The following is an 18,313-nucleotide window of genomic DNA, read 5'->3' as shown; positions in this document are numbered from 1 at the left end:
CGACATGAGCAGCCATCAGCCGCCGAAGACAGATGGGTACACTGAACGCCTTTCTTCACAACGGAATGTCAGCCCCATGCTCAATCAGCCTCGTCTGGACGAAATCATGCGCCTGTTGGCTCAGCAACAGCGCGTCAAGGCGTCCGAGCTCGCACAGTCGCTTTATGTGTCGGAAGAGACCATTCGCCGCGACTTCAAGTACCTGGAAGAGATGGGCAAGCTGCGGCGCATTCATGGCGGGGCGATTCTGCCGCAGTTGAATGACGAGCCGCCGTTGCAGGTCCGCAGTCGCATGAAGCCGCAAGCCAAGGCGAGTATCGCCAGCAAGGCGGCAGGCCTGATCAGCGACGGCATGGTGCTGTTTCTCGACACCGGCACCTCGACGCTCGCACTGGCGCAGACGCTGTCGCAATTCAGCCGGTTGAGGATCATCACCAACTCGCTGGACATCGCTCAGGTGGTGACCCATCAAAGCGACAACCAGGTGCTGGTCGCTCCCGGAGACGTGCGCCGCAACGACAACGCGTTGATCGGCCCGCACACCCTGGCGTTCGCCAGCCAGTTCAATTACGACATCGCGTTCATGGGCATCGGCGCCATCGACCTTGAACAAGGCCTGATGGATTACCACGAGCCGGAAGCCATGTTGCGGCGCACGCTGGTCAAGCATTCCAGGCAGCGCGTGATCCTTGCCGACGACGGCAAGTTCGGTCACCGGATTTTTGTTAACACCCTGCCATTCAGTGCAATCACGACCCTGGTCACGAACCGTCCGCTATCGGCTGAGTTTACGGCTCGCCTGGAGAGAGATGATGTCGACATCCTGTACTCATGAATTGCTGACGCCCGACGCCGCCGACCATGCACGGTTCGAGGCGCTGTTCGCCGAAAGCTCGGCCATTGGCGCGACACCTGCGGGTGGTCTGCACCGGCTCGCTGCATCGGCTGAAGACGGCCAGGTTCGCGACCTGTTTTGCGACTGGCTCAAAGCGCATGACTTTGAGGTGCGCATCGATGCGGTGGGCAATATTTTCGGCCTGATGACCTTCGACCCGCAGGCCCCGTATGTGGTGTGTGGTTCGCACCTGGACAGCCAGCCAAGTGCCGGTCGGTTCGACGGGGTGTACGGCGTGCTCGCCGGGGCCGTGGCGGTTTCCAGCCTCGGGCGCCAGATGCGCGAGCGCGGAGAAAAGCCGGCCTGCAATCTTGCTGTCGTGAACTGGACCAATGAAGAGGGCGCACGCTTTCAGCCGAGCCTGATCGGCAGCGGCGTGTTCACCGGTTCGTTGAGTCTTGAGCAGGCCTGGAACAGTTGCGATGGCGACGGCATCAGCCTCAGGCAGGCCTTGCAGGATATCGGTTATCTGGGCGACGGCCCGGTCAGCCTCGACATCGCGGGCTACGTGGAAATTCATGTCGAGCAGAGCACCGCGCTGGAGAGCCGCAAGCTGTCGATTGGCGTTGTCAGGGAGACCTGGGCCGCGCTGAAGCAACGCATTCGTTTCGACGGCGAGCAGAACCACACCGGACCAACGCCCATGGCCGCGCGCCGTGATGCAATGCTCGCTGCCGCACATGCCATCGTTGCGGTGCGTGCGGAAGCCGACCTGCACGGGTTGCAGATGCACAGCTCGGTGGGGCGCGTGGAGATATGGCCGAACTCGCCCAACGTGGTGCCGTCCCGCGTGTCGCTGCTGGCGGAGCATCGCTCGCGGGACACTGAACTGCTGCGTGCAGCCGCCGAGCGTCTGAACGCCACATTGCATGAGATCGCCGACCGGACCCAGACCCGTTTCGACATCGAGAGCAGCGTGCTGCGCGCCCCCGGTGTACTTCCCGACGGCTTCGCCGAACTGGCGCATGCAGTGGCGACCGAGTTGGGGCTGCCCATCACCGACAGCGCAACGGTGGCCGGTCACGATGCGATCAGCATGAACAGCAAATACCCGGTCTGCCTGTTGTTCATCCCCAGTCGTAACGGCCTTTCGCATAACGAAGCCGAGTACACCAGCGACGAGGACATGCACAACGGTTTGAAAATGCTGACTGCCTTGCTTCATCGCGCCTGCACGGCGCCGGATTCCTTTCGCTGAGGGCAGACCATGTTCAAAGAGACCGCACCGCTGGATCGTCTTCACATTGCATTATCGCAAGCAGGGTTGGGCGACAACCTGAGCGTACAGGACGGGCCGTCCGGCATTGCCTCGCCGTCCAGGCTGGCCACCGAATGGCTGGGTTATCACGTCACTGACGGCCAGACCACCTGGTACGCAAAGGTGTTGCAGGCGGACATGGCGCCCTTGATCGATGTCGAGCGCAGCGCGCAGGCCAGCGAGTGTGCGGGCCTGAGCGGCGCAGCACCTCGGTTGATCAACGCGGACAGCGCCAGCGGCGTACTGATTTTTGAAGCCCTGAGCCCGGCAGACTGGCGCTGTGCACGGCTGGACGAACTCATCGCGCCGGGGCGGCTTGAGCGGTTGTGGGATCTGAAACGTACTGTTCATAACGGAGCGGTGCCGGATTTCATCCGCTCGCCGATGGATGATCTGCAACGCCTGCGGGTGTTATGCACGCGGGATCGGGTTGTATTGCCGCCAGAACATGCGTGGATTGATCGATGCGTCAACATGGCCTGGGACGCACTGCAAAGCCGGCCCTTTCACGCAGTGCCGATCCATGGCGATGGCGTCACCAGCAACGTCATGGTGTCGCGGGACGGGAATCTGAAGCTGGTCGACTTCGATTACGGCGGCTGCATGGATGCCTGGTATGACGTCGCAATTACCTTGAATGAGCTGTTTTCGTTTGAGGCGCAGTGGCGCGAAGGCATCGAATCATGGGCAGGCAAATGCCTTGAGGTGGATTACGCCGTCTGCCGTCTGTATGCGCTGATCAACGACTGGTACTGGACGCTGTGGGGGTTCTGGGCGGGCACGGTGTCTGCCCGGTCACTCGAGTTTTCCAAGCTCGGACAATGGACCTTTTTGCGCTGCCTGCAGAGCACCCGGGATCCGCGCCTGGAAAGCTGGCTGCGTCAGGTTGGGGAGGTGCGCGCATGAATATTTTGGGAGAAGCCATGAGTCTTCATGAACAACAACTTGAGGCGGCGGTGTCCAGCATCAGCCAGTGGCGCGGCAAGCGGATCACGTACAGGCCGGTCAGCGGCGGGATTTCCAACACCAACTGGCGCGTCGAGGTCGAGGGCGCCGATACCGCGTATTTTTTCAAGATTCCGGGGGCGGGCACCGAGATGTTCATTGATCGCCGCACCGCTCATGACGCCAGTGTCGCCGCAGCGGCAACCGGATACGGCGCGCCGGTGTTCGCGTTTCTGGAAGAGTTCGGCGTCGAAGTTTTCGAGTTCATGGAAGGCTGGCGGGCGTCATCGAACCTCGATTTCCTGCAGCGCGACGTGCGCCACAACGCACTGCTCGGGCTCAAGGCTTTCAACGATCAGGCGCTGCTGTGTCAAACCAAGACCGTGTTCGACATGATTGCCGAACACCAGACCCAGGTGGCTGAGCTCAACGCCTTGAAACCTCAGGATGGTGCATGGTTGTCGCTGCAATACGACAGAGCGAAAGCCGCGCTGCAAGCCTCAGGCATCGATCTGGCGCCGTGCATGAATGACACGCTGGCCGGTAACTTCATGCTCAATGATCAACAGCAAGTCAGGCTGGTGGATTTCGAATACGCATCCAATAACGATCGGCACTACGAGCTGGCGCTCTGGTTTGGCGAAATGTTCTTCACCGACGAGGTGGAACTCGAATTGGTCGAAGACTATTTCGGTCGCGTCGACACCCGGACGCTGGCCCGGATCAAGGTCAATAAAGCGCTCGCGGATATCAAATGGTCCACGTGGGCGATGGTGCAGCACGCCGTGTCGCAACTGGACTTCGACTTCTACAAATACGGTGCATGGAAGCAAATGAGGGCGCGCAACGCCATCAACGATCCACGCTGGGAAACCTGGCTCAGACAGGTCTGAACCTGCGTAATACAAGACCCGGCAACCACAAGATCGGGCTATTGGCGGCAACTCTTTTACTGCTTGAGTTTTACTTGATCGATTAATCGCAAGATCCAAAATTCAAGGAGTCTTCCATGGGTACTGTTTCGATTGCGCGGCCCGGGCGTGTGAAAACGCTCGTGTTCGGCGTGTACTTTTTTGCGTTGTTGATGATGGCGCTGTTCCCGCCATTCTATCTTCAGGTCAGTGGCAGTACGGTCATCGTGCTGGGTATTCCGCTGCCGATCTTTTACTGGATTCTGAACGCTGCGCTGATGGGCCTCGGCCTTTGGGTGCTTTACATGGTCGAGTCCGCCAGCGGCGAGATTCCTGAAGACGGTGACGCACAATGATCAGCACACTCGTCAATTCGGATCTGTACATAACCTTCGGGCTCATCGGCCTGTTTCTGGCCGGGATGATCGGCGTGCTGTACGCCACCAATCGCAAGAGTGACTCGTTTTCCGACTACGCGGTGGGCGGCCGTTCCTACGGGCCCTGGTACATCGCGATGTGCTACACCAACTCATGGTGGCCGGGCGCGACGTTCACGGCGTTCTTCGCACTGTCGGTCGGCGGTGCGCTGGGCTTTTACGGCATGGTGTACGCAACCCTCGGGGTCACAGCCATGTACCTTATGGCCAACCGCGCCTGGACCTGGGGCAAGCGCTTCAACCTCACCACACAACCCGACCTGCTGGGCATGCGCTTCGACAGCCCTGCGGTAAAGCGCATCGCCTCGATCATCGGCATCATCTCTGTGTTCCCGTGGGTGGTGATGGGGATTCAGGCCCTGGCCACGTTGTTTCAATTCGCCAGTTTCGGGCGTTGGGGCGTGACTACCTGCCTGACGGTGGGCGTGGTGGTCATTCTGATTCGGCAGTACTGGACCGTGAGCATGGGCATGCGCGGGCTGATCATGACCGACATGTATCAGGGGCTGATTGCCTACGTGCTCTGTGCCGCGCTTTGCGTGCTGCTGTTGTTCGGTGATCAGGCGTCGCTTTCCAACCTGGCGCAATTGCCCGCCAGCATGCTGGTGATTCCGGGCGGCGCAGGCAGTACTTACGGCCCGCTGTACATGTTCAGCCTGATTTTCACCGGCGTGATCGGTTCGATGTGCTGGCCGATGAGCTTCCAGCGTATCTACACCGCCAGCGGCGTGCGCTCGGTGAAGAAGGGCACGCTGGTCACCATTCTGCTGGTCGCAGGGTTCTACGGGATTCTGATGCTGTTCGCCGCCGCGATCAGTCAGGACCCGAACGTCGCTGCGCATCCACAGCATGGCTGGTTCCTGTCGCTGTTCGACATTGGCGGGCCGTGGCTGCTGGCGGTCGCCATCGTGATTGTGCTGGCCGCCAGCATCGGTCACGTGGACGGCTGCGTACAAGTCTGCGGCACCCAGTTCGCCAACGACCTGGCGACCTGGAACGCGCCGCGCACCGACCGGCAGAAGACCATCCTCGCCAAGGTGGGCATGGTGGTGTTCATCAGTGCTGCGTCGGTACTGGCCTACCTGACCTTCGACTATGCCCGGCTACAGCTGCTGGCGCAGATTTCCTATCAGGGCATCATCCAGTTGGCCGTGCCGTTGTTCTTCGGCATCTTCTCCCGCCGAGGCAATAAACAGGGCGCGATTGCCGGCATGCTCGTGGGCATCTTCGTGGCTATCGTGCTGACGACGATCTACCCGGACGACATCCCTCAGCTGGGTTCACTGACCAGCGGGATCATCGGGCTGATCTTTAATGCGGTGATCTTTGTCGCGTGTGCATTCGCCATCAAACCCAGTGCTGCGGAAGTGAAGCGGGTCGATGATCTGTTCGCGATTGCTGCGCCAGCTCCCAGGGTCGGCAATGCCGTTCCCGCCATGTGATACAGGCGCGCGCCCCTTTCGGGCGCGCTCGTTCAGCGCAGTTCGACTGTTGAGAGGACCCGATGGCTTTAGCGATATTTGATCTGGATGACACCTTGATTCATGGCGACAGCGCCAGCCTCTGGAGCCGGGAAATGATGCGGCTGGGCTGGGTGGAAGACGAAGACTTTCTGAGCCTCGATCAGGAGCTGATGAACGCCTACAGCCAGGGCAAACTGGCCATGGAGGATTACATGGCGTTCAGCCTCACACCGATGGTCGGCCGTACGGTGGAGAACGTGGCCGAGGCCGTCGCGCAGTTCATCAAGGCCGTCATCGATCCGCTCGTGTACCGCGAGGCCCGTCAGACCATCGCCAGACACAAGGCGGCCGGTGACCGGTTGCTGGTGATTTCGGCGACAGGCGTCCATATCGTCTCGCCCGTTGCAGCGCATCTGGGCATCGACGAAGTGTTGGCCATCGATCTGGAAGTGCAGGATGGTCAGTTCACCGGTCTCACCGAGGGCATCCTGACCTACCGCGAAGGCAAGGTGCTGCGTCTGAGCGAGTGGCTCAGGGCGCAGGACGAAATGCTGGAAGGTGCCTTCTTCTACTCGGATTCCCGGAACGACCTGCCGATGCTGAAGCTGGTCGACAACCCCATTACCGTGAACCCGGACCCGACGCTGCGGGCGTACGCGCAGGAGCATGGCTGGCCGGTGCTGGATTGGGGGTGAGTGGTGTGTTGTCCATGCAGCACTCTTCAGTGAGTCATCTCTTATCAAACAACCTGTAATCCACTGAAGAAACGCGATTTTTGTAGGAGCGGACTTGTCCGCGAATACTGTATTTCAGACGATGAATATTCGTCGGATGTACTGGCCTTCGCGGACAAGTCCGCTCCCACCAAGTTTGCTGCGCGACAGCGCTACGTCGAAGACGTGGTGACGCCTCCCAATCAACGCTCAAGCCCCGCCCAGAACTTCTCTGCAAAATCCCCCAGCGGAATCATTGCCCTGAATACCCGGATTTCGGTCTGGATGTCTGGCAGCGCTATCGAACTGTGCGTCAGACGCCCCGACGCCAACTCCGGTGCCGCCAGGCTCTGCGGCAGCCAGGCGATACCCTTGGCCTGCAGCGCCATCGACAGCAGCACCGCCGCCAGGTGCGAGCTGAAAACGGTTTCCAGCACAGGATGACCGGGGCTGTTCTGCAGGTACGACGCGATGATTCGCCCCAGGCCCGACTCTGCCGTGTAGGACAGAAAAGGCACAGGCTCGCCGGGCTTCAGCTCGGGGGATTGCAAGGCGAGCAGGGTGTCGGAGCCGATCACCTTGCTGTCGAATTGCTTGCTGTCGAACCGGGGCAGTACGTTGGGATACTGATGGCAGATCAGGAACTGCACTTCACCGTTGAGCAGCAACTGTTCGCACGCCGCCATGTTGTCGGAATGAAGCCTGATGCCTTCAATCGGCGCGCCATCTTCCACCTGTCTGATCCAGGCCGGGAAGAAGGTGAACGACAGCGAGTGCGTGGCGGCAAAATGCAGCGTTCGGGTGGCTTTGCCCGCGACTTCCTTCACTTCGGCGCGCATCTGGTAGAGCCTTCGCGTCAGCTCGCGGGCGTTGTCCAGCATGCTCTGGCCCGCTTCGGTCAGCGTCGCGCCCTGGGCGGTGCGCTCGAACAACTCGACGCCCACCCAGCTCTCCAGCGCTCTGATCCGTCGGCTGAACGCGGGCTGAGTGACATGCCGCGCGTCGGCGGCACGTGAGAAATTTCCGCTCTCGGCGAGGGCATTGAAGTCCTCCAGCCACACGAGTTCCATGGGTGATGCCTTGTACACATAGGGTGCTGCATTAATAGCATTGGCTCCGATTTCGCGTCCAGCCCTACAGTCTGTGCGTACCAACCCGGGGTTCCGGGGATAACAATCAGAGAGGACGCTCCCCCATGCGCATCGTCGAAATTCGTGAAAAAACGGTTTCCATCGCATCACCTATTGCTAATGCCTACATCGACTTTTCCAAGATGACGTGCTCGGTTGTCGCCGTCATCACTGACGTGATTCGTGATGGCAAACCGGTGATCGGTTATGGCTTCAACTCCAACGGTCGCTATGGGCAGGGTGCGTTGATGCGCGACCGTTTCCTGGCCCGCATCAGCGAAGCGGATCCCGAGACGCTGGTCGACAAGGAGCGCGACAATCTCGACCCTTTCGCCATCTGGAAAACCCTGATGACGAATGAAAAGCCGGGCGGGCACGGCGAGCGTTCCGTGGCCGTGGGCACCATCGATATGGCGGTCTGGGACGCCGTTGCCAAGATCGAAGGCAAGCCGCTGTATCGCCTGCTGGCTGACCGCTATCGCGATGGCGTGGCTGACGACAAGGTCTGGGTTTACGCGGCAGGCGGTTATTACTATCCGGGCAAGGACCAGACCAAACTCAAGGCCGAGATGCAGAGCTACCTGGATCGCGGCTACGACGTGGTCAAAATGAAGATCGGTGCCGTGCCGCTGGATGAGGACATTCGTCGCATCGAGGCGGTGCTGGAAGTGGTGGGCGACGGTCGTCGACTGGCCGTCGATGCTAACGGTCGCTTCGACATCAAGACGGCCATTGCGTACGCCGAAGCCATCAAGAAGTACAACCTGTTCTGGTACGAAGAAGTCGGTGACCCGCTGGATTACGCGCTGCAGGCCGAGCTCGCCAATCACTATGAGCTGCCGATGGCGACCGGTGAAAACCTCTTCTCTCATCAGGACGCCCGCAACCTGCTGCGCCACGGCGGTATGCGCCCTGATCGCGATTACGTGCAGTTCGACTGTGCGCTGTCGTATGGCCTGGTGGAGTACATGCGCACGCTGGACGTCATGAAGGAACTGGGCTGGTCATCGCGCCGGGTCGTTCCGCATGGCGGTCACCAGATGTCTCTGAACATCGCTGCGGGCCTGCATCTGGGCGGCAACGAGTCTTACCCGGATGTGTTCCAGCCGTTCGGCGGCTTCGCCGACGGGATTCGCGTCGAGAATGGATACGTCGGCCTGCCGGATATCCCGGGTGTCGGCTTCGAGGCCAAGTCCGAACTCTACAAAGTGATGCGGGAACTCGGCGAAGGCTGACCGGTTTTCATCATGACGCGGCCCTCCACGACAGGGCCGCGCTTGTCCTCATACAAAAACAACACTGAGGTACAGCCATGAACACAGCCACACGCTGGTACAAGCTTCTGTACGTCCAGGTTTTGATAGGCATCGTCATCGGCGGTCTTATCGGCTACCTGATTCCCGACATCGGCGCCAGGCTCCAGCCACTGGCCGACGGGTTCATCAAACTCATCAAGATGCTGCTCGCGCCGATCATTTTCGGCACGGTCGTGGTCGGTATCGCCAAGATGGGCAGCATCAAGGAGGTGGGCCGTACGGGCGGCAAGGCGCTCCTGTATTTCGAGATCGTTTCGACACTGGCGCTGGTCATCGGTCTGGTCGTCGTCAACCTGATGAAGCCGGGCGAGGGCATGAACATTGACGTCAGCACCCTCAATGTCGATGCGATCAAGGGCTATGCCCAGGCCGCCGAGTCGCAGGGCGGTGCCGTCAGCTTCTTCATGAACATCATTCCGACCACCATTGTGGACGCCTTTGCCAAAGGCATCATGCTTCAGGTGATCTTCATTTCCGTGTTGATGGGTATTGCGCTCGTGCAGTTGGGTGAGGCGGGCAAACCGCTGGTCAACATCATCGACCTGTTGTTGCAGAGCCTGTTTCGCATCGTGGCCATGGTGATGCGTCTCGCGCCGATCGGGGCGGGCGCAGGCATGGCGTTCACGATTGGCAAGTACGGCATCGGTACACTGGTGTCGCTCGGTCATCTGATGCTGGCGCTGTACGTGACCACGCTGTTTTTCATTGTCGTGGTACTGGGCTCGATTGCCCGCTGGTCAGGCGTGCCGTTGCTCACGTTTCTGCGCTATTTCAAGGACGAGATTCTGGTCACGCTCGGGACATGTTCCACCGAAGCTGTGCTGCCCAGAATGATGATCAAACTCGAGAAGTTGGGCTGCAAGCGCTCGGTCGTCGGGATGGTGCTGCCAACCGGTTACACGTTCAATTCGGACGGCACCTGCATTTACCTCACCATGGCGGCGATCTTCGTGGCTCAGGCCACCAATACGCCGCTGACCCTGGCGGATCAACTGGTCGTGCTGGGCGTGCTGTTACTGACCTCGAAAGGATCGGCGGGTGTCGCCGGTGCAGGCTTCGTGACGCTGGCCGCGACGCTGTCGGTGATCCCGGAGATTCCGTTGGTCGGTCTGGTACTGCTGCTGGGCGTCGACCGCTTTCTGAACGAGGCGCGTGCAGTTACCAATCTGATCGGTAACGGCATCGGCACCATCGCCATTGCCAAGTGGGACGGCGCGTTCGATCAGGCGGTGGCTGATCGGGAGATCGAAGCGATGAAGCATCCTCAGGACGTTGCGTCCGTAGCGCCCGTCAAACCCGATACCGCACACTGAAAAATGATGCTCGGCCCCGGAAACGGGGTCGTTGCGGATGCGTCCGACAACTATCCCAATTGCCGAAGAATCGCTGCCAGCAGCCCCGGAAAGCGCTTTTCAAGCTCTTCACTGCGCAGCGAGTTCATGTGCGTGGTCCCCACATTGCGCGTCTGCACCAACCCGGAATCACGCAGCACGCGGAAGTGGTGGGAGGCGCTGGACTTGGGCCTCTCGCCGCACAACTCACCACACGTCGCCTCGGGTACGCCTGCCAGATGGCGGACGATTTCCATACGCACAGGGTCGCTCAACGCATACAAAACGCGGTCGAGGGTGAAGGCATCGGGTTCGGGGTGTTTTAAGGTTCGCATGGGCGGCATAATAACGAGGGGTTTCAATTGGCGCTATATTTCGAATACTATCGAACAATCGTATTTCGACGTACCGGGAGATATTCATGTCAGCGCTGTTCCAACCCTACACCCTCAAAGACGTGACCCTGCGCAACCGCATCGCCATTCCGCCCATGTGCCAATACAGCGCCGACGACGGCGTGATCAACGACTGGCACCATGTTCACCTGGCCAGCATGGCGCGCGGCGGAGCAGGGTTGGTGGTGGTTGAAGCAACCGCCGTGGCACCCGAAGGTCGAATCACTCCGGGCTGCGCCGGTATCTGGAATGACCAGCAGGCGCAGGCGTTCGTTCCCGTCGTGAAGGCCATCAAGGCGGCCGGATCCGTTCCAGGTATTCAGATTGCCCACGCAGGCCGCAAGGCAAGCGCCAATCGTCCGTGGGAAGGTGACGACCACATTGCCGACTCCGACGCTCGTGGTTGGGAAACCATCGCGCCGTCCGCCATCGCCTTCGGGGCCAACCTGCCCAAAGTGCCGCGTGAAATGACCCTGGACGACATTTCCCGCGTCAAGCAGGACTTCGTCAACGCTGCACGCCGCGCCCTTGAAGCCGGCTTTGAATGGATCGAACTGCACTTCGCCCACGGCTACCTGGGACAAAGCTTCTTCTCCGAACACTCCAACCAGCGCACCGATGCCTACGGCGGCAGCTTCGAAAACCGCAGCCGTTTCCTGCTGGAAACCCTGGCGGCCGTGCGTGAAGTCTGGCCGGAAAACCTGCCACTGACCGCCCGTTTCGGCGTCATTGAATACGACGGTCGCGACGAGCAGACCCTTGCCGAGTCCATCGAACTGGCACGCCGTTTCAAGGCTGGCGGGCTTGACCTGTTGAGCGTCAGTGTCGGCTTCACCATTCCTGACACCAACATTCCGTGGGGTCCTGCGTTCATGGGACCGGTCGCCGAACGTGTGCGTCGCGAAGCCGGCATTCCAGTGACCTCTGCATGGGGTTTCGGCACACCGCAACTGGCGGAAGAGGCGGTCAAATCGGGTCAGCTCGATCTGGTTTCCGTCGGCCGCGCGCACCTTGCAGATCCGCATTGGGCCTATTTCGCTGCGAAGGAGCTCGGTGCGGAGAACGCGTCGTGGACCTTGCCAGCGCCTTACGCGCATTGGCTTGAGCGGTATCGTTGAGAGGCAGTCTTACGCGATTACTCGAGTAGCTTGATTACTCCAGAAACAAAGAAGGGCACTTAAGTGCCCTTTTTCTTGCCTGTGAGAATCACTGGAACTCCAATCTGCGGTACTGGCGATTTCTATCAGCGGTACTCAGTATGCAGCTCGTTCAATGCCGCAGCGGCCAAAAAGCCAGAGCGTGAGGCGTATCGATGATCGGTTTTGACGCGCTCATCAATTTTGGCCAGCAGGTGTTCCGGAAGTGTCGCGTTGAATCGTACTGACTTGCCAAAATAAGGCGTCACGTCGAACTCGACCACCGCCCAGATACCGTCTTCGTAGTCGGGATTGGCCATATGAATATCAATGGCTTGCGCATTGGGGAGTGGTGCGCCATCGGCCACCAGACCTTCAAAGTGCAGCGATAACGCCTCCTTCACACTTTCCAGTGCTTCCGATACCGAGCTGCCTGCCGAAAAGCAACCAGGCACGTCCGGAACAGTTACTCCATAGTCTGAATCGGCGTCTTTATGCAGAACGACGGTGAATTTCATGAGTTGTCTACCTTTTCTCTTTGATCGCAAGGCTGTCAGCCTGACAGATCCTAAATGCCGTCACACTGAAGACGAGATGCAAGGGTGCCTCTTCTTTTCTGGCGGTCATTTCAATCCCGCTTGCTTCAATATGCTATTCATCGTTTTGATCGGTATATCGGAATCCGGGTGCTTGATCGTTACCCTTCCAGGCTTTGACGAGTGCTTGTATTGATGGTGACTACCTTTGGTCGCCACGAGATACCATCCATCATCCTCAATCGTTCTTATCATTTCCCTGCTTCGCATCACCCAAGCCTATCATTACCCAAGGTGTGTACTATACATACTCGCGATGCATTGATACACATCATACACACCGGTGCGATATTTTTTGCGATTAACGTCTGTAAGGGGAGCGGCGCGATGCCATAGAGGATTGCTCAGAAGGAGGGAGTTGTTCACACGGGAATGGCGGACCTGAAGTCCATTCTGATCCCCGAGGCTATGGTCAAGAGGTCAGTCAAAGCTCGCGCTGGAAGCCACTCAAGCAGACACTGCCCGAATGGTCATCCAGCCCGAGTGCAGCGCCGGTCAGAAGCGAACCGTCACACCTGCGTTCACCGAATGGAAGCGTGTGTCGGTACCGAACTGGCCCTGATAGGACAGTCCAAGGTCGGTCTGCTTGTTCAGTCGCACCTTCGCGCCCACTTCAGTCAAGGCCGTGTCGCGGGTTTGAGAAACGCCTTGCACTTCGAAGTTCGGACCACCGGCAAAGGACTGGACGTTTCGCGGATCCAGATCACCGTAGGCGCGTCTCCAGCCCAGCGAGCCGTAAAGCTCGGTGTTGAGGTTCGCCACGTTTGTATGGGTCGATGCGCGCATGCCCACGGTCGAGAACACGGTGTTCTGCTTGTCGCTGGACACATCCAGAGCGGCCGCTCCGCCTTTTTCACGCATGTCGTCCGCGTTGTAGCGCACGTAGGAAAGCCCGGCGAAAGGTTCCAGAGACACGCTGCCGACCGGTATGCGGTAGGCCGCTTCAGTACTGGTCTGCAACGACTGGGCGTTGCGTTTGCCGGTCAGGTGATCGCTGAACCCGGCAAACGCCACGTTCCGCTCGCTTTCCAGCTTGTGCCAGGTGTAGCCGATGTCTGCACTCAGGCGCAGGGCATCGATCTGGGCGCCGGTGTAGAGACCGAGGTGGTAGTTGTCGCTGTGGCCTTCGGCATCAGTATTATCGGCGTCGAACTTCGAACGGCTATAACCCGCGTAGATACCGCCGCGCCAATCCGGATTGAAGCTGCCGTCTGCCCCGAACAGCACACCGCCGGTGCTTTGGCTCAAGCCGTTGACGCCGTTACGGCTGTCCAGTTGAGTCCAGTTGCCGAAGGGTTGCACCCAGGCGCCGTTTTCGGCGGCGGGTGTGGCCGGCATCAGGTTGAGTGCCATGGCTGGCATGCGCACGGTACCGTTGTCCAGAAGGCCCCGCAGACGAGTGCCCAATACGCCGGACACCACCTGGCTGTTGGCGATCAGAGCCGTCGACGTGCTGCTCAGCGAATCGCCAGACAGTTGATCAGCCGCATCACGCGCGCTGTCTGCGTCCAGAATCAGCAGGTTGTTGTACAGACGCAGGGACTCGCCGCTCTGCTGGAGTGCGCCGAGCGCGCCAGCGGTATTGAACTGATTGGAGGTCACCATGACCGTCTGGAAGATACCCGGCGCAGGAGCTGGTGTGGGCTCTGGCGTTGGTGTTGGTGTTGGCTCTGGAGTTGGCGTAGGTGTGGGCGTTGGCGTTGGCGTCGGCTCTGGAGTGGGAGTCGGAGTCGGTGTTGGTTCTGGAGTTGGTGTCGGTGTCGGTTCAGGTGTAGGTGTAGGCGTCGGTTCTGGCGTCGGGGTCGGCGTTGTGTTTTTCTGCTCGATGGTGAGGTTCAGATCGTTGGCCGTGCGCTGCAATCCGACGTTCAAAAACGCCGAGTTGGTCGCCGCCTGCGCATAGGCTGTCCCTGGCGTGGCGCCGTCGACCAGCCCACCCTGGGCGGAAAGCAGGGTGTAGGTCCTGCCGCTCTGATAACTCTGCGCCGGGTCCAGCGCGGTGACGTTGACCTGAGTTCCACGCAGGGTCGCTGTGCCGCTTACGTTGATCCGGTCTGACGCGCCGTTGCCAGCAATGTCTGCGGCATAACGCGAGCCTGCCGCCATGTCCAGGTCGCCTTGTATGGCCAGCGCACCGATGGCGTTTTCACCTGGAGACAGCGTGCCGCCTGACGCGACCTGAGTGCTGCCGACCTGACCGACACCGGCCAGAACGCCGCCGTCCAGCACCTGAGCGCTGTTGGTGTAGACCCCGAACTCGTTGCGCCCCGCGGTGCCATTGACCACCAGAGTACCGTTGCCGACGTTAAACCGTGAAAGGCTCTGGGTCGTGGCCGTATTGCCGCGCTGATTGACCTGGTCCACGTTCCCCGACAGCACGAGACGTCCGCCGCGAACGACGACGCTGCCGGCCAGTCCGGAGGTATCACCGCTCAAGGTGGTGTTTCCGTTGAACGCATACACCCGGCCCGTCCCGCTCAAGGTGTTGGCGAACTGGAGATCGGCGTCCGTATGGTTGAACGCCAGGTATCCGTTACCGGTACCAAAGCGAATGCCGGTTGCCGGATCGACTCGACCGGCGGCCTGTGCCGCTCCAGCCGTCGTGGAATCGACATCGGTACGGTTGGGATCCACTGCGACCGAACCACCGATGGCAAGCGTGCCACGTGTCGCCAAGTTGCTGCTGCCTACGGTGCTGATGAGAATGCCATTAGTGGCGCTCAGTTCGGCACCGTCGGACAGCGTCAGATAAGTACGCGTGGTGGTGTCACCGAGCGTCATATCTTGCGCGGAGAGGCGCGTGCCCTGGCCGGAAATGCTCACTTGATTGCTGGTGCTGCTGATTGCAGATCCCAGTGTCAGTGAGCTGGTCGCCAGGACTGCACCGTTCTCAAGCGTCAGATCGCCTCTGTTGCTGAAGGTCCCGCTATTGTCCCAGCGCGTGCCTGCACCAGACAATCTGACGGTGGAGTCGATGTCCACTGCCTCGCTGTTGATTCTGCCGCCATTGTTGGCCGTGATGCTCGACTTGTAAACAAAAACGCCGCCAGCGGTGATGTTTGCTGCATCGACCAGCGAGTTCTGTCCACTCACCAGCAGGTCCGCTTGCGAAAATCTGTTGGAATTGGCTCCGAAAACGTCACCCAGATCCAGATCCCGCACCGACACCTGGCCCCCGTTTCGGACGGTCAGGTCACCCTGACCGGCACCACCGATAACGATCGTGTTACCCAGCACGAATGAGGTACGCGGCACGATCCAGCGCGAACCCGCCCCTTCGACCACAACGCTGGCCTTGGCCATGTTGACGCCCGTGCTGCTGGCCCGACCAATCATCTCGCCGCCTTCACTGGTCACGGTTGCGCCATTGTTGATCGTGAGACTGGCCGTGTTGCCATCCGTTGACCGGACTCTGATCTCGCCATCGATCACGCGGTCGCTGTTGAATGTTTCCTGAGCATCGTTAAGAACAAAGTCCGCTGCCTGGGTCTCTGGGAGCAGTGCAAGGGTAATCGCAAAAGCAAGGGGGGATATTCTGAATAAGGGGTTCATAACGACTCCAGATACTCCATAAAAGCCACGACCGTGGCTGCCAGCCTTGAAGGCATTAGCGGTTCCGTTAGGCAGATTGCCAACGGCGGAAGTATCGAGAGGCGAAGTTGTAATGGATATAGCACACATGAACTAGTGGCTACGCGCCATAGCGCGCACAGTACATCTGTACTATTGAAGGTGTTAGAAACGCTGGTTAGAGTTTTTGCCGAAGTGATAAGCCCCTTGTTATTGAATAACGGACCGCCGACCAAAACAGAGGTGAGTCCGCCAGCGGAGTGTGTGGATGAAAAGTGCAGCGTTGTTTCCGTTGATTCTGGCCTTGTCGGGGTGCGCGGGTCTTGATCAGGCCATGTCCGTCACCAACGGCGTGTTCGACCAGACCGGTGACGTGCTGAGCGGCGATTTCAGAGGGTTGATCGAAGCCAAACAGGCGACATTGACGCAGATCTGGAGCGATTGGGAAACAAACGAAGTCACCGCGAAGGAAAAGTGGGACGCCCAGACACTCATCATTCCAGGTGTTGTGCAGCGTATTACCAAGACAGGCAGCGCCATTGGCCAAAACCAGATCGCCGTCATCTTTACGGATCCGACCAATCCCAAATGTCAGGGCCAGGGGTTGACCCGCGATGACCTGTTGGTCAACAAGAAAAAGATCAGCAGTTTCAAAAAGGGTGACAAGGTTTTGATGAAGGGCGTTCTGGGAACTACCGAGTCGAAGTGGACGGATAATTCGTCGTGCTGGCTGTCTTTTGACAAGGCTGAGTTTACGTTGCAGAAGTAATGGGTGCTGTTGCGGCTGTGACTGGCTATATATTTAAAAAATTCGAAGAGCTATTGAGAGTCAGGAAGGCCTGAGTTTTTTTACAATAAAAATGCACAATGGATGATCGCTGCGCTACAGGCAGAGTGTCAGTGGTTTTTTGGGTGTGATGAGAGGGTAAGCCAGAGCCGGATCAGTCAACGTTCCCTGACGCTCGGTAAGCTTCAATGGAAAGGTGATATGGAGCGGGTAGAGGGAATCGAACCCTCAACTAAAGCTTGGGAAGCTTTCGTTTTGCCACTAAACTATACCCGCTCGAAGCGGCTGACTTTGTACCAGATGCAGTCGTGCTTTTGAAGCGTTAATTCCTCAAAACCTGCATTTATCCGGACCTTCACCCTGGAAGCCGTCCGCCGAGTGCCGCTGTCCGTGCGCTGGCGGAGGATTCCCTGGCTCTGTCGAGCGCTGCTCTCAGAAGGCGAGGGCATGGTGGCTCTGGACCAACTGATACGCGTGACGGGACGACTCTGCCACGGCAGGTTCCGGTTGCAGGAAGCTCAGCAGCGCCCGCTTCGAATCGCGGCAGGCGGCCTTGTGTTCCATGTCCAGAAAGTGCCCTGCGGCGTCGATGACGCTGAAGCTGCAGTCCTTTACGTATTTCCCGAAATGCACGGCGTCGTTCGCGGCGGTGTATTCGTCCCAGGCACCGTTCATGAACAAGACGGGTACGTTGATGTTTTTCGCAGCGGTCAGGTAATTGCCCGGATCGATCTCCAGCACCTGGCTGATGTGGTAATGCATCTGGTCGTATTCGTGCAGGTCCAGGCTGCTGATGTGACGATAGTTGAAACGCTTGAACAACGAAGGCAGGTGTTTGCCGATGGTGTCGTTGATCAGGTGGCCGACTTCGTAACGGTCATGCGCGCCCAGGTGGATCATGCCCCGGTTCAGGTAATCACACATGTGCTCGTTGAGCACGGGCGAAAATGAGCTGATGACCGCGCTTTCGATGCGCTTGGGACGATGCGACAGCGCGACCAGCGCCGCAGCGCCGCCCCATGAAAACGACATGACGTGTTCGGCGTTGAAGTGGTCAATCAGCTCCAGCAGGATCTGGCCCTCCATTTCCCGGGTCAGGGGCTTTTCATGACGGTTGTGCGGTTTGGATTTTCCGGCGTACGGCTGATCGTAGAGCACGACGTTCATCGTCGGGTAGAGGTTGCGAACGGTCTGTGCAAATGACGCGGTGGTGGCCAGTGAGCCGTTGACCATGATGATGGTTTTTTCCGCGGCATCTGCGCGATAGAACTCCGTGTAAACCCGAAACTGTCCTTGTATATCAAGCACGGCTTTTTCTGGCGACATAGGTGTAACTCCTGGCGTAACAGGTATGCGTACAACAACGTTGCACGAGTTTCGTGACAGGCAGGCAAAAGCCGATTAAAGGCCCATGTCGATCCGAACGATCT

General features: G+C 59.1%; 17 protein-coding genes and 1 tRNA gene. 11 read left to right on the top strand and 7 right to left on the bottom strand.

Going from position 1 to position 18,313, the window contains the following annotated elements:
• Positions 1–76 precede the first annotated feature (76 nt).
• The 7 genes from QRN20_RS05575 to QRN20_RS05545 all read left to right on the top strand — a co-directional run bounded on the left by QRN20_RS05575 (position 77) and on the right by QRN20_RS05545 (position 6,604).
• Positions 77–835: a DeoR/GlpR family DNA-binding transcription regulator gene (locus tag QRN20_RS05575; RefSeq protein WP_029243213.1), complete on the top strand. Its 759-nt coding sequence runs from the start codon at positions 77–79 to the stop codon at positions 833–835.
• Positions 813–2,093 carry a Zn-dependent hydrolase gene (locus QRN20_RS05570; RefSeq protein ID WP_029243212.1) on the top strand — a complete coding sequence of 427 codons (1,281 nt, stop codon included), beginning with the start codon at positions 813–815 and terminating at the stop codon, positions 2,091–2,093. Before QRN20_RS05575 ends, QRN20_RS05570 begins: the two co-directional genes overlap by 23 nt.
• 9 nt (positions 2,094–2,102) lie before the next feature.
• Positions 2,103–3,059, top strand: coding sequence for an aminoglycoside phosphotransferase family protein (locus tag QRN20_RS05565; RefSeq protein ID WP_029243211.1), 957 nt, complete (start codon positions 2,103–2,105; stop codon positions 3,057–3,059).
• Positions 3,056–3,991 carry a choline kinase family protein gene (locus QRN20_RS05560; protein WP_058432518.1) on the top strand — a complete coding sequence of 312 codons (936 nt, stop codon included), beginning with the start codon at positions 3,056–3,058 and terminating at the stop codon, positions 3,989–3,991. The genes QRN20_RS05565 and QRN20_RS05560 overlap by 4 nt, the downstream gene beginning before the upstream one ends.
• A 116-nt stretch (positions 3,992–4,107) precedes the next feature.
• Positions 4,108–4,365: a hypothetical protein gene (locus QRN20_RS05555; protein WP_025996822.1), complete on the top strand. Its 258-nt coding sequence runs from the start codon at positions 4,108–4,110 to the stop codon at positions 4,363–4,365.
• A complete protein-coding gene (locus tag QRN20_RS05550; RefSeq protein ID WP_122606010.1) occupies positions 4,362–5,888 on the top strand; it encodes a sodium:solute symporter family protein in 1,527 nt (508 codons plus the stop codon). Before QRN20_RS05555 ends, QRN20_RS05550 begins: the two co-directional genes overlap by 4 nt.
• 62 nt (positions 5,889–5,950) lie before the next feature.
• Entirely contained in the window at positions 5,951–6,604 is a 654-nt protein-coding gene (locus QRN20_RS05545) for an HAD family hydrolase (protein WP_029243208.1), read from the top strand.
• Between the two features lie 221 nt (positions 6,605–6,825).
• Here QRN20_RS05545 and QRN20_RS05540 read toward each other — a convergent pair whose 3' ends face one another.
• A complete protein-coding gene (locus QRN20_RS05540) occupies positions 6,826–7,692 on the bottom strand; it encodes a LysR family transcriptional regulator (protein ID WP_122606012.1) in 867 nt (288 codons plus the stop codon).
• Positions 7,693–7,817: 125 nt separating this feature from the next.
• On the opposite strand from QRN20_RS05540, the gene QRN20_RS05535 reads away from it, so the two are divergent.
• Positions 7,818–8,987: a mandelate racemase/muconate lactonizing enzyme family protein gene (locus tag QRN20_RS05535; protein ID WP_004881265.1), complete on the top strand. Its 1,170-nt coding sequence runs from the start codon at positions 7,818–7,820 to the stop codon at positions 8,985–8,987.
• A 77-nt stretch (positions 8,988–9,064) separates the two neighbouring features.
• Positions 9,065–10,381: a C4-dicarboxylate transporter DctA gene (gene dctA / locus QRN20_RS05530; protein ID WP_029243206.1), complete on the top strand. Its 1,317-nt coding sequence runs from the start codon at positions 9,065–9,067 to the stop codon at positions 10,379–10,381.
• Between the two features lie 50 nt (positions 10,382–10,431).
• Here the strand turns inward: dctA and QRN20_RS05525 are convergent, their stop codons facing one another.
• Entirely contained in the window at positions 10,432–10,743 is a 312-nt protein-coding gene (locus QRN20_RS05525; protein ID WP_122606014.1) for an ArsR/SmtB family transcription factor, read from the bottom strand.
• 77 nt (positions 10,744–10,820) lie between these two features.
• Between QRN20_RS05525 and QRN20_RS05520 the strand changes: the two genes are divergently transcribed.
• Positions 10,821–11,912: an NADH:flavin oxidoreductase/NADH oxidase gene (locus tag QRN20_RS05520; RefSeq protein WP_058432520.1), complete on the top strand. Its 1,092-nt coding sequence runs from the start codon at positions 10,821–10,823 to the stop codon at positions 11,910–11,912.
• Between the two features lie 125 nt (positions 11,913–12,037).
• Here the strand turns inward: QRN20_RS05520 and QRN20_RS05515 are convergent, their stop codons facing one another.
• The 3 genes from QRN20_RS05515 to QRN20_RS05505 form a co-directional block, all read right to left on the bottom strand.
• Positions 12,038–12,448, bottom strand: coding sequence for a type II toxin-antitoxin system HicB family antitoxin (locus QRN20_RS05515; RefSeq protein WP_025996829.1), 411 nt, complete (start codon positions 12,446–12,448; stop codon positions 12,038–12,040).
• A gap of 105 nt (positions 12,449–12,553) precedes the next feature.
• Positions 12,554–12,736 (bottom strand): type II toxin-antitoxin system HicA family toxin, encoded by a 183-nt coding sequence (locus tag QRN20_RS05510; RefSeq protein ID WP_004881256.1) that lies wholly within the window; start codon positions 12,734–12,736, stop codon positions 12,554–12,556.
• Positions 12,737–13,021: 285 nt separating this feature from the next.
• Positions 13,022–16,078 carry an autotransporter domain-containing protein gene (locus QRN20_RS05505; protein ID WP_122606016.1) on the bottom strand — a complete coding sequence of 1,019 codons (3,057 nt, stop codon included), beginning with the start codon at positions 16,076–16,078 and terminating at the stop codon, positions 13,022–13,024.
• 286 nt (positions 16,079–16,364) lie between these two features.
• On the opposite strand from QRN20_RS05505, the gene QRN20_RS05500 reads away from it, so the two are divergent.
• Complete coding sequence (locus QRN20_RS05500; protein WP_069144671.1) at positions 16,365–16,865, top strand: hypothetical protein; 501 nt, start codon at positions 16,365–16,367, stop codon at positions 16,863–16,865.
• 220 nt (positions 16,866–17,085) lie between these two features.
• Here the strand turns inward: QRN20_RS05500 and QRN20_RS05495 are convergent.
• Positions 17,086–17,159, bottom strand: a tRNA-Gly gene (locus QRN20_RS05495).
• Positions 17,160–17,315: 156 nt separating this feature from the next.
• Positions 17,316–18,209, bottom strand: a complete 894-nt coding sequence (locus tag QRN20_RS05490) for an alpha/beta fold hydrolase (RefSeq protein WP_122606018.1) — start codon at positions 18,207–18,209, stop codon at positions 17,316–17,318.
• Positions 18,210–18,313: the final 104 nt, after the last annotated feature.

Origin of the sequence: Pseudomonas sp. fls2-241-TYG-175 (assembly GCF_030209155.1) — a bacterium.
GTDB classification, from domain to species: domain Bacteria; phylum Pseudomonadota; class Gammaproteobacteria; order Pseudomonadales; family Pseudomonadaceae; genus Aquipseudomonas; species Aquipseudomonas viridiflava.
Note: the sequence above shows the minus strand (reverse complement) of the source record. Positions and strands in the feature narration are given on the sequence as shown.

Coding starts and splice junctions, on each gene's coding strand:
- QRN20_RS05575 (WP_029243213.1), top strand. CDS start 77: ATGCTCAATCAGCCTCGTCTGGACGAAATCATGCGCCTGTTGGCTCAG.
- QRN20_RS05570 (WP_029243212.1), top strand. CDS start 813: ATGTCGACATCCTGTACTCATGAATTGCTGACGCCCGACGCCGCCGAC.
- QRN20_RS05565 (WP_029243211.1), top strand. CDS start 2,103: ATGTTCAAAGAGACCGCACCGCTGGATCGTCTTCACATTGCATTATCG.
- QRN20_RS05560 (WP_058432518.1), top strand. CDS start 3,056: ATGAATATTTTGGGAGAAGCCATGAGTCTTCATGAACAACAACTTGAG.
- QRN20_RS05555 (WP_025996822.1), top strand. CDS start 4,108: ATGGGTACTGTTTCGATTGCGCGGCCCGGGCGTGTGAAAACGCTCGTG.
- QRN20_RS05550 (WP_122606010.1), top strand. CDS start 4,362: ATGATCAGCACACTCGTCAATTCGGATCTGTACATAACCTTCGGGCTC.
- QRN20_RS05545 (WP_029243208.1), top strand. CDS start 5,951: ATGGCTTTAGCGATATTTGATCTGGATGACACCTTGATTCATGGCGAC.
- QRN20_RS05540 (WP_122606012.1), bottom strand. CDS start 7,692: ATGGAACTCGTGTGGCTGGAGGACTTCAATGCCCTCGCCGAGAGCGGA.
- QRN20_RS05535 (WP_004881265.1), top strand. CDS start 7,818: ATGCGCATCGTCGAAATTCGTGAAAAAACGGTTTCCATCGCATCACCT.
- dctA (WP_029243206.1), top strand. CDS start 9,065: ATGAACACAGCCACACGCTGGTACAAGCTTCTGTACGTCCAGGTTTTG.
- QRN20_RS05525 (WP_122606014.1), bottom strand. CDS start 10,743: ATGCCGCCCATGCGAACCTTAAAACACCCCGAACCCGATGCCTTCACC.
- QRN20_RS05520 (WP_058432520.1), top strand. CDS start 10,821: ATGTCAGCGCTGTTCCAACCCTACACCCTCAAAGACGTGACCCTGCGC.
- QRN20_RS05515 (WP_025996829.1), bottom strand. CDS start 12,448: ATGAAATTCACCGTCGTTCTGCATAAAGACGCCGATTCAGACTATGGA.
- QRN20_RS05510 (WP_004881256.1), bottom strand. CDS start 12,736: ATGCGAAGCAGGGAAATGATAAGAACGATTGAGGATGATGGATGGTAT.
- QRN20_RS05505 (WP_122606016.1), bottom strand. CDS start 16,078: ATGAACCCCTTATTCAGAATATCCCCCCTTGCTTTTGCGATTACCCTT.
- QRN20_RS05500 (WP_069144671.1), top strand. CDS start 16,365: ATGAAAAGTGCAGCGTTGTTTCCGTTGATTCTGGCCTTGTCGGGGTGC.
- QRN20_RS05490 (WP_122606018.1), bottom strand. CDS start 18,209: ATGTCGCCAGAAAAAGCCGTGCTTGATATACAAGGACAGTTTCGGGTT.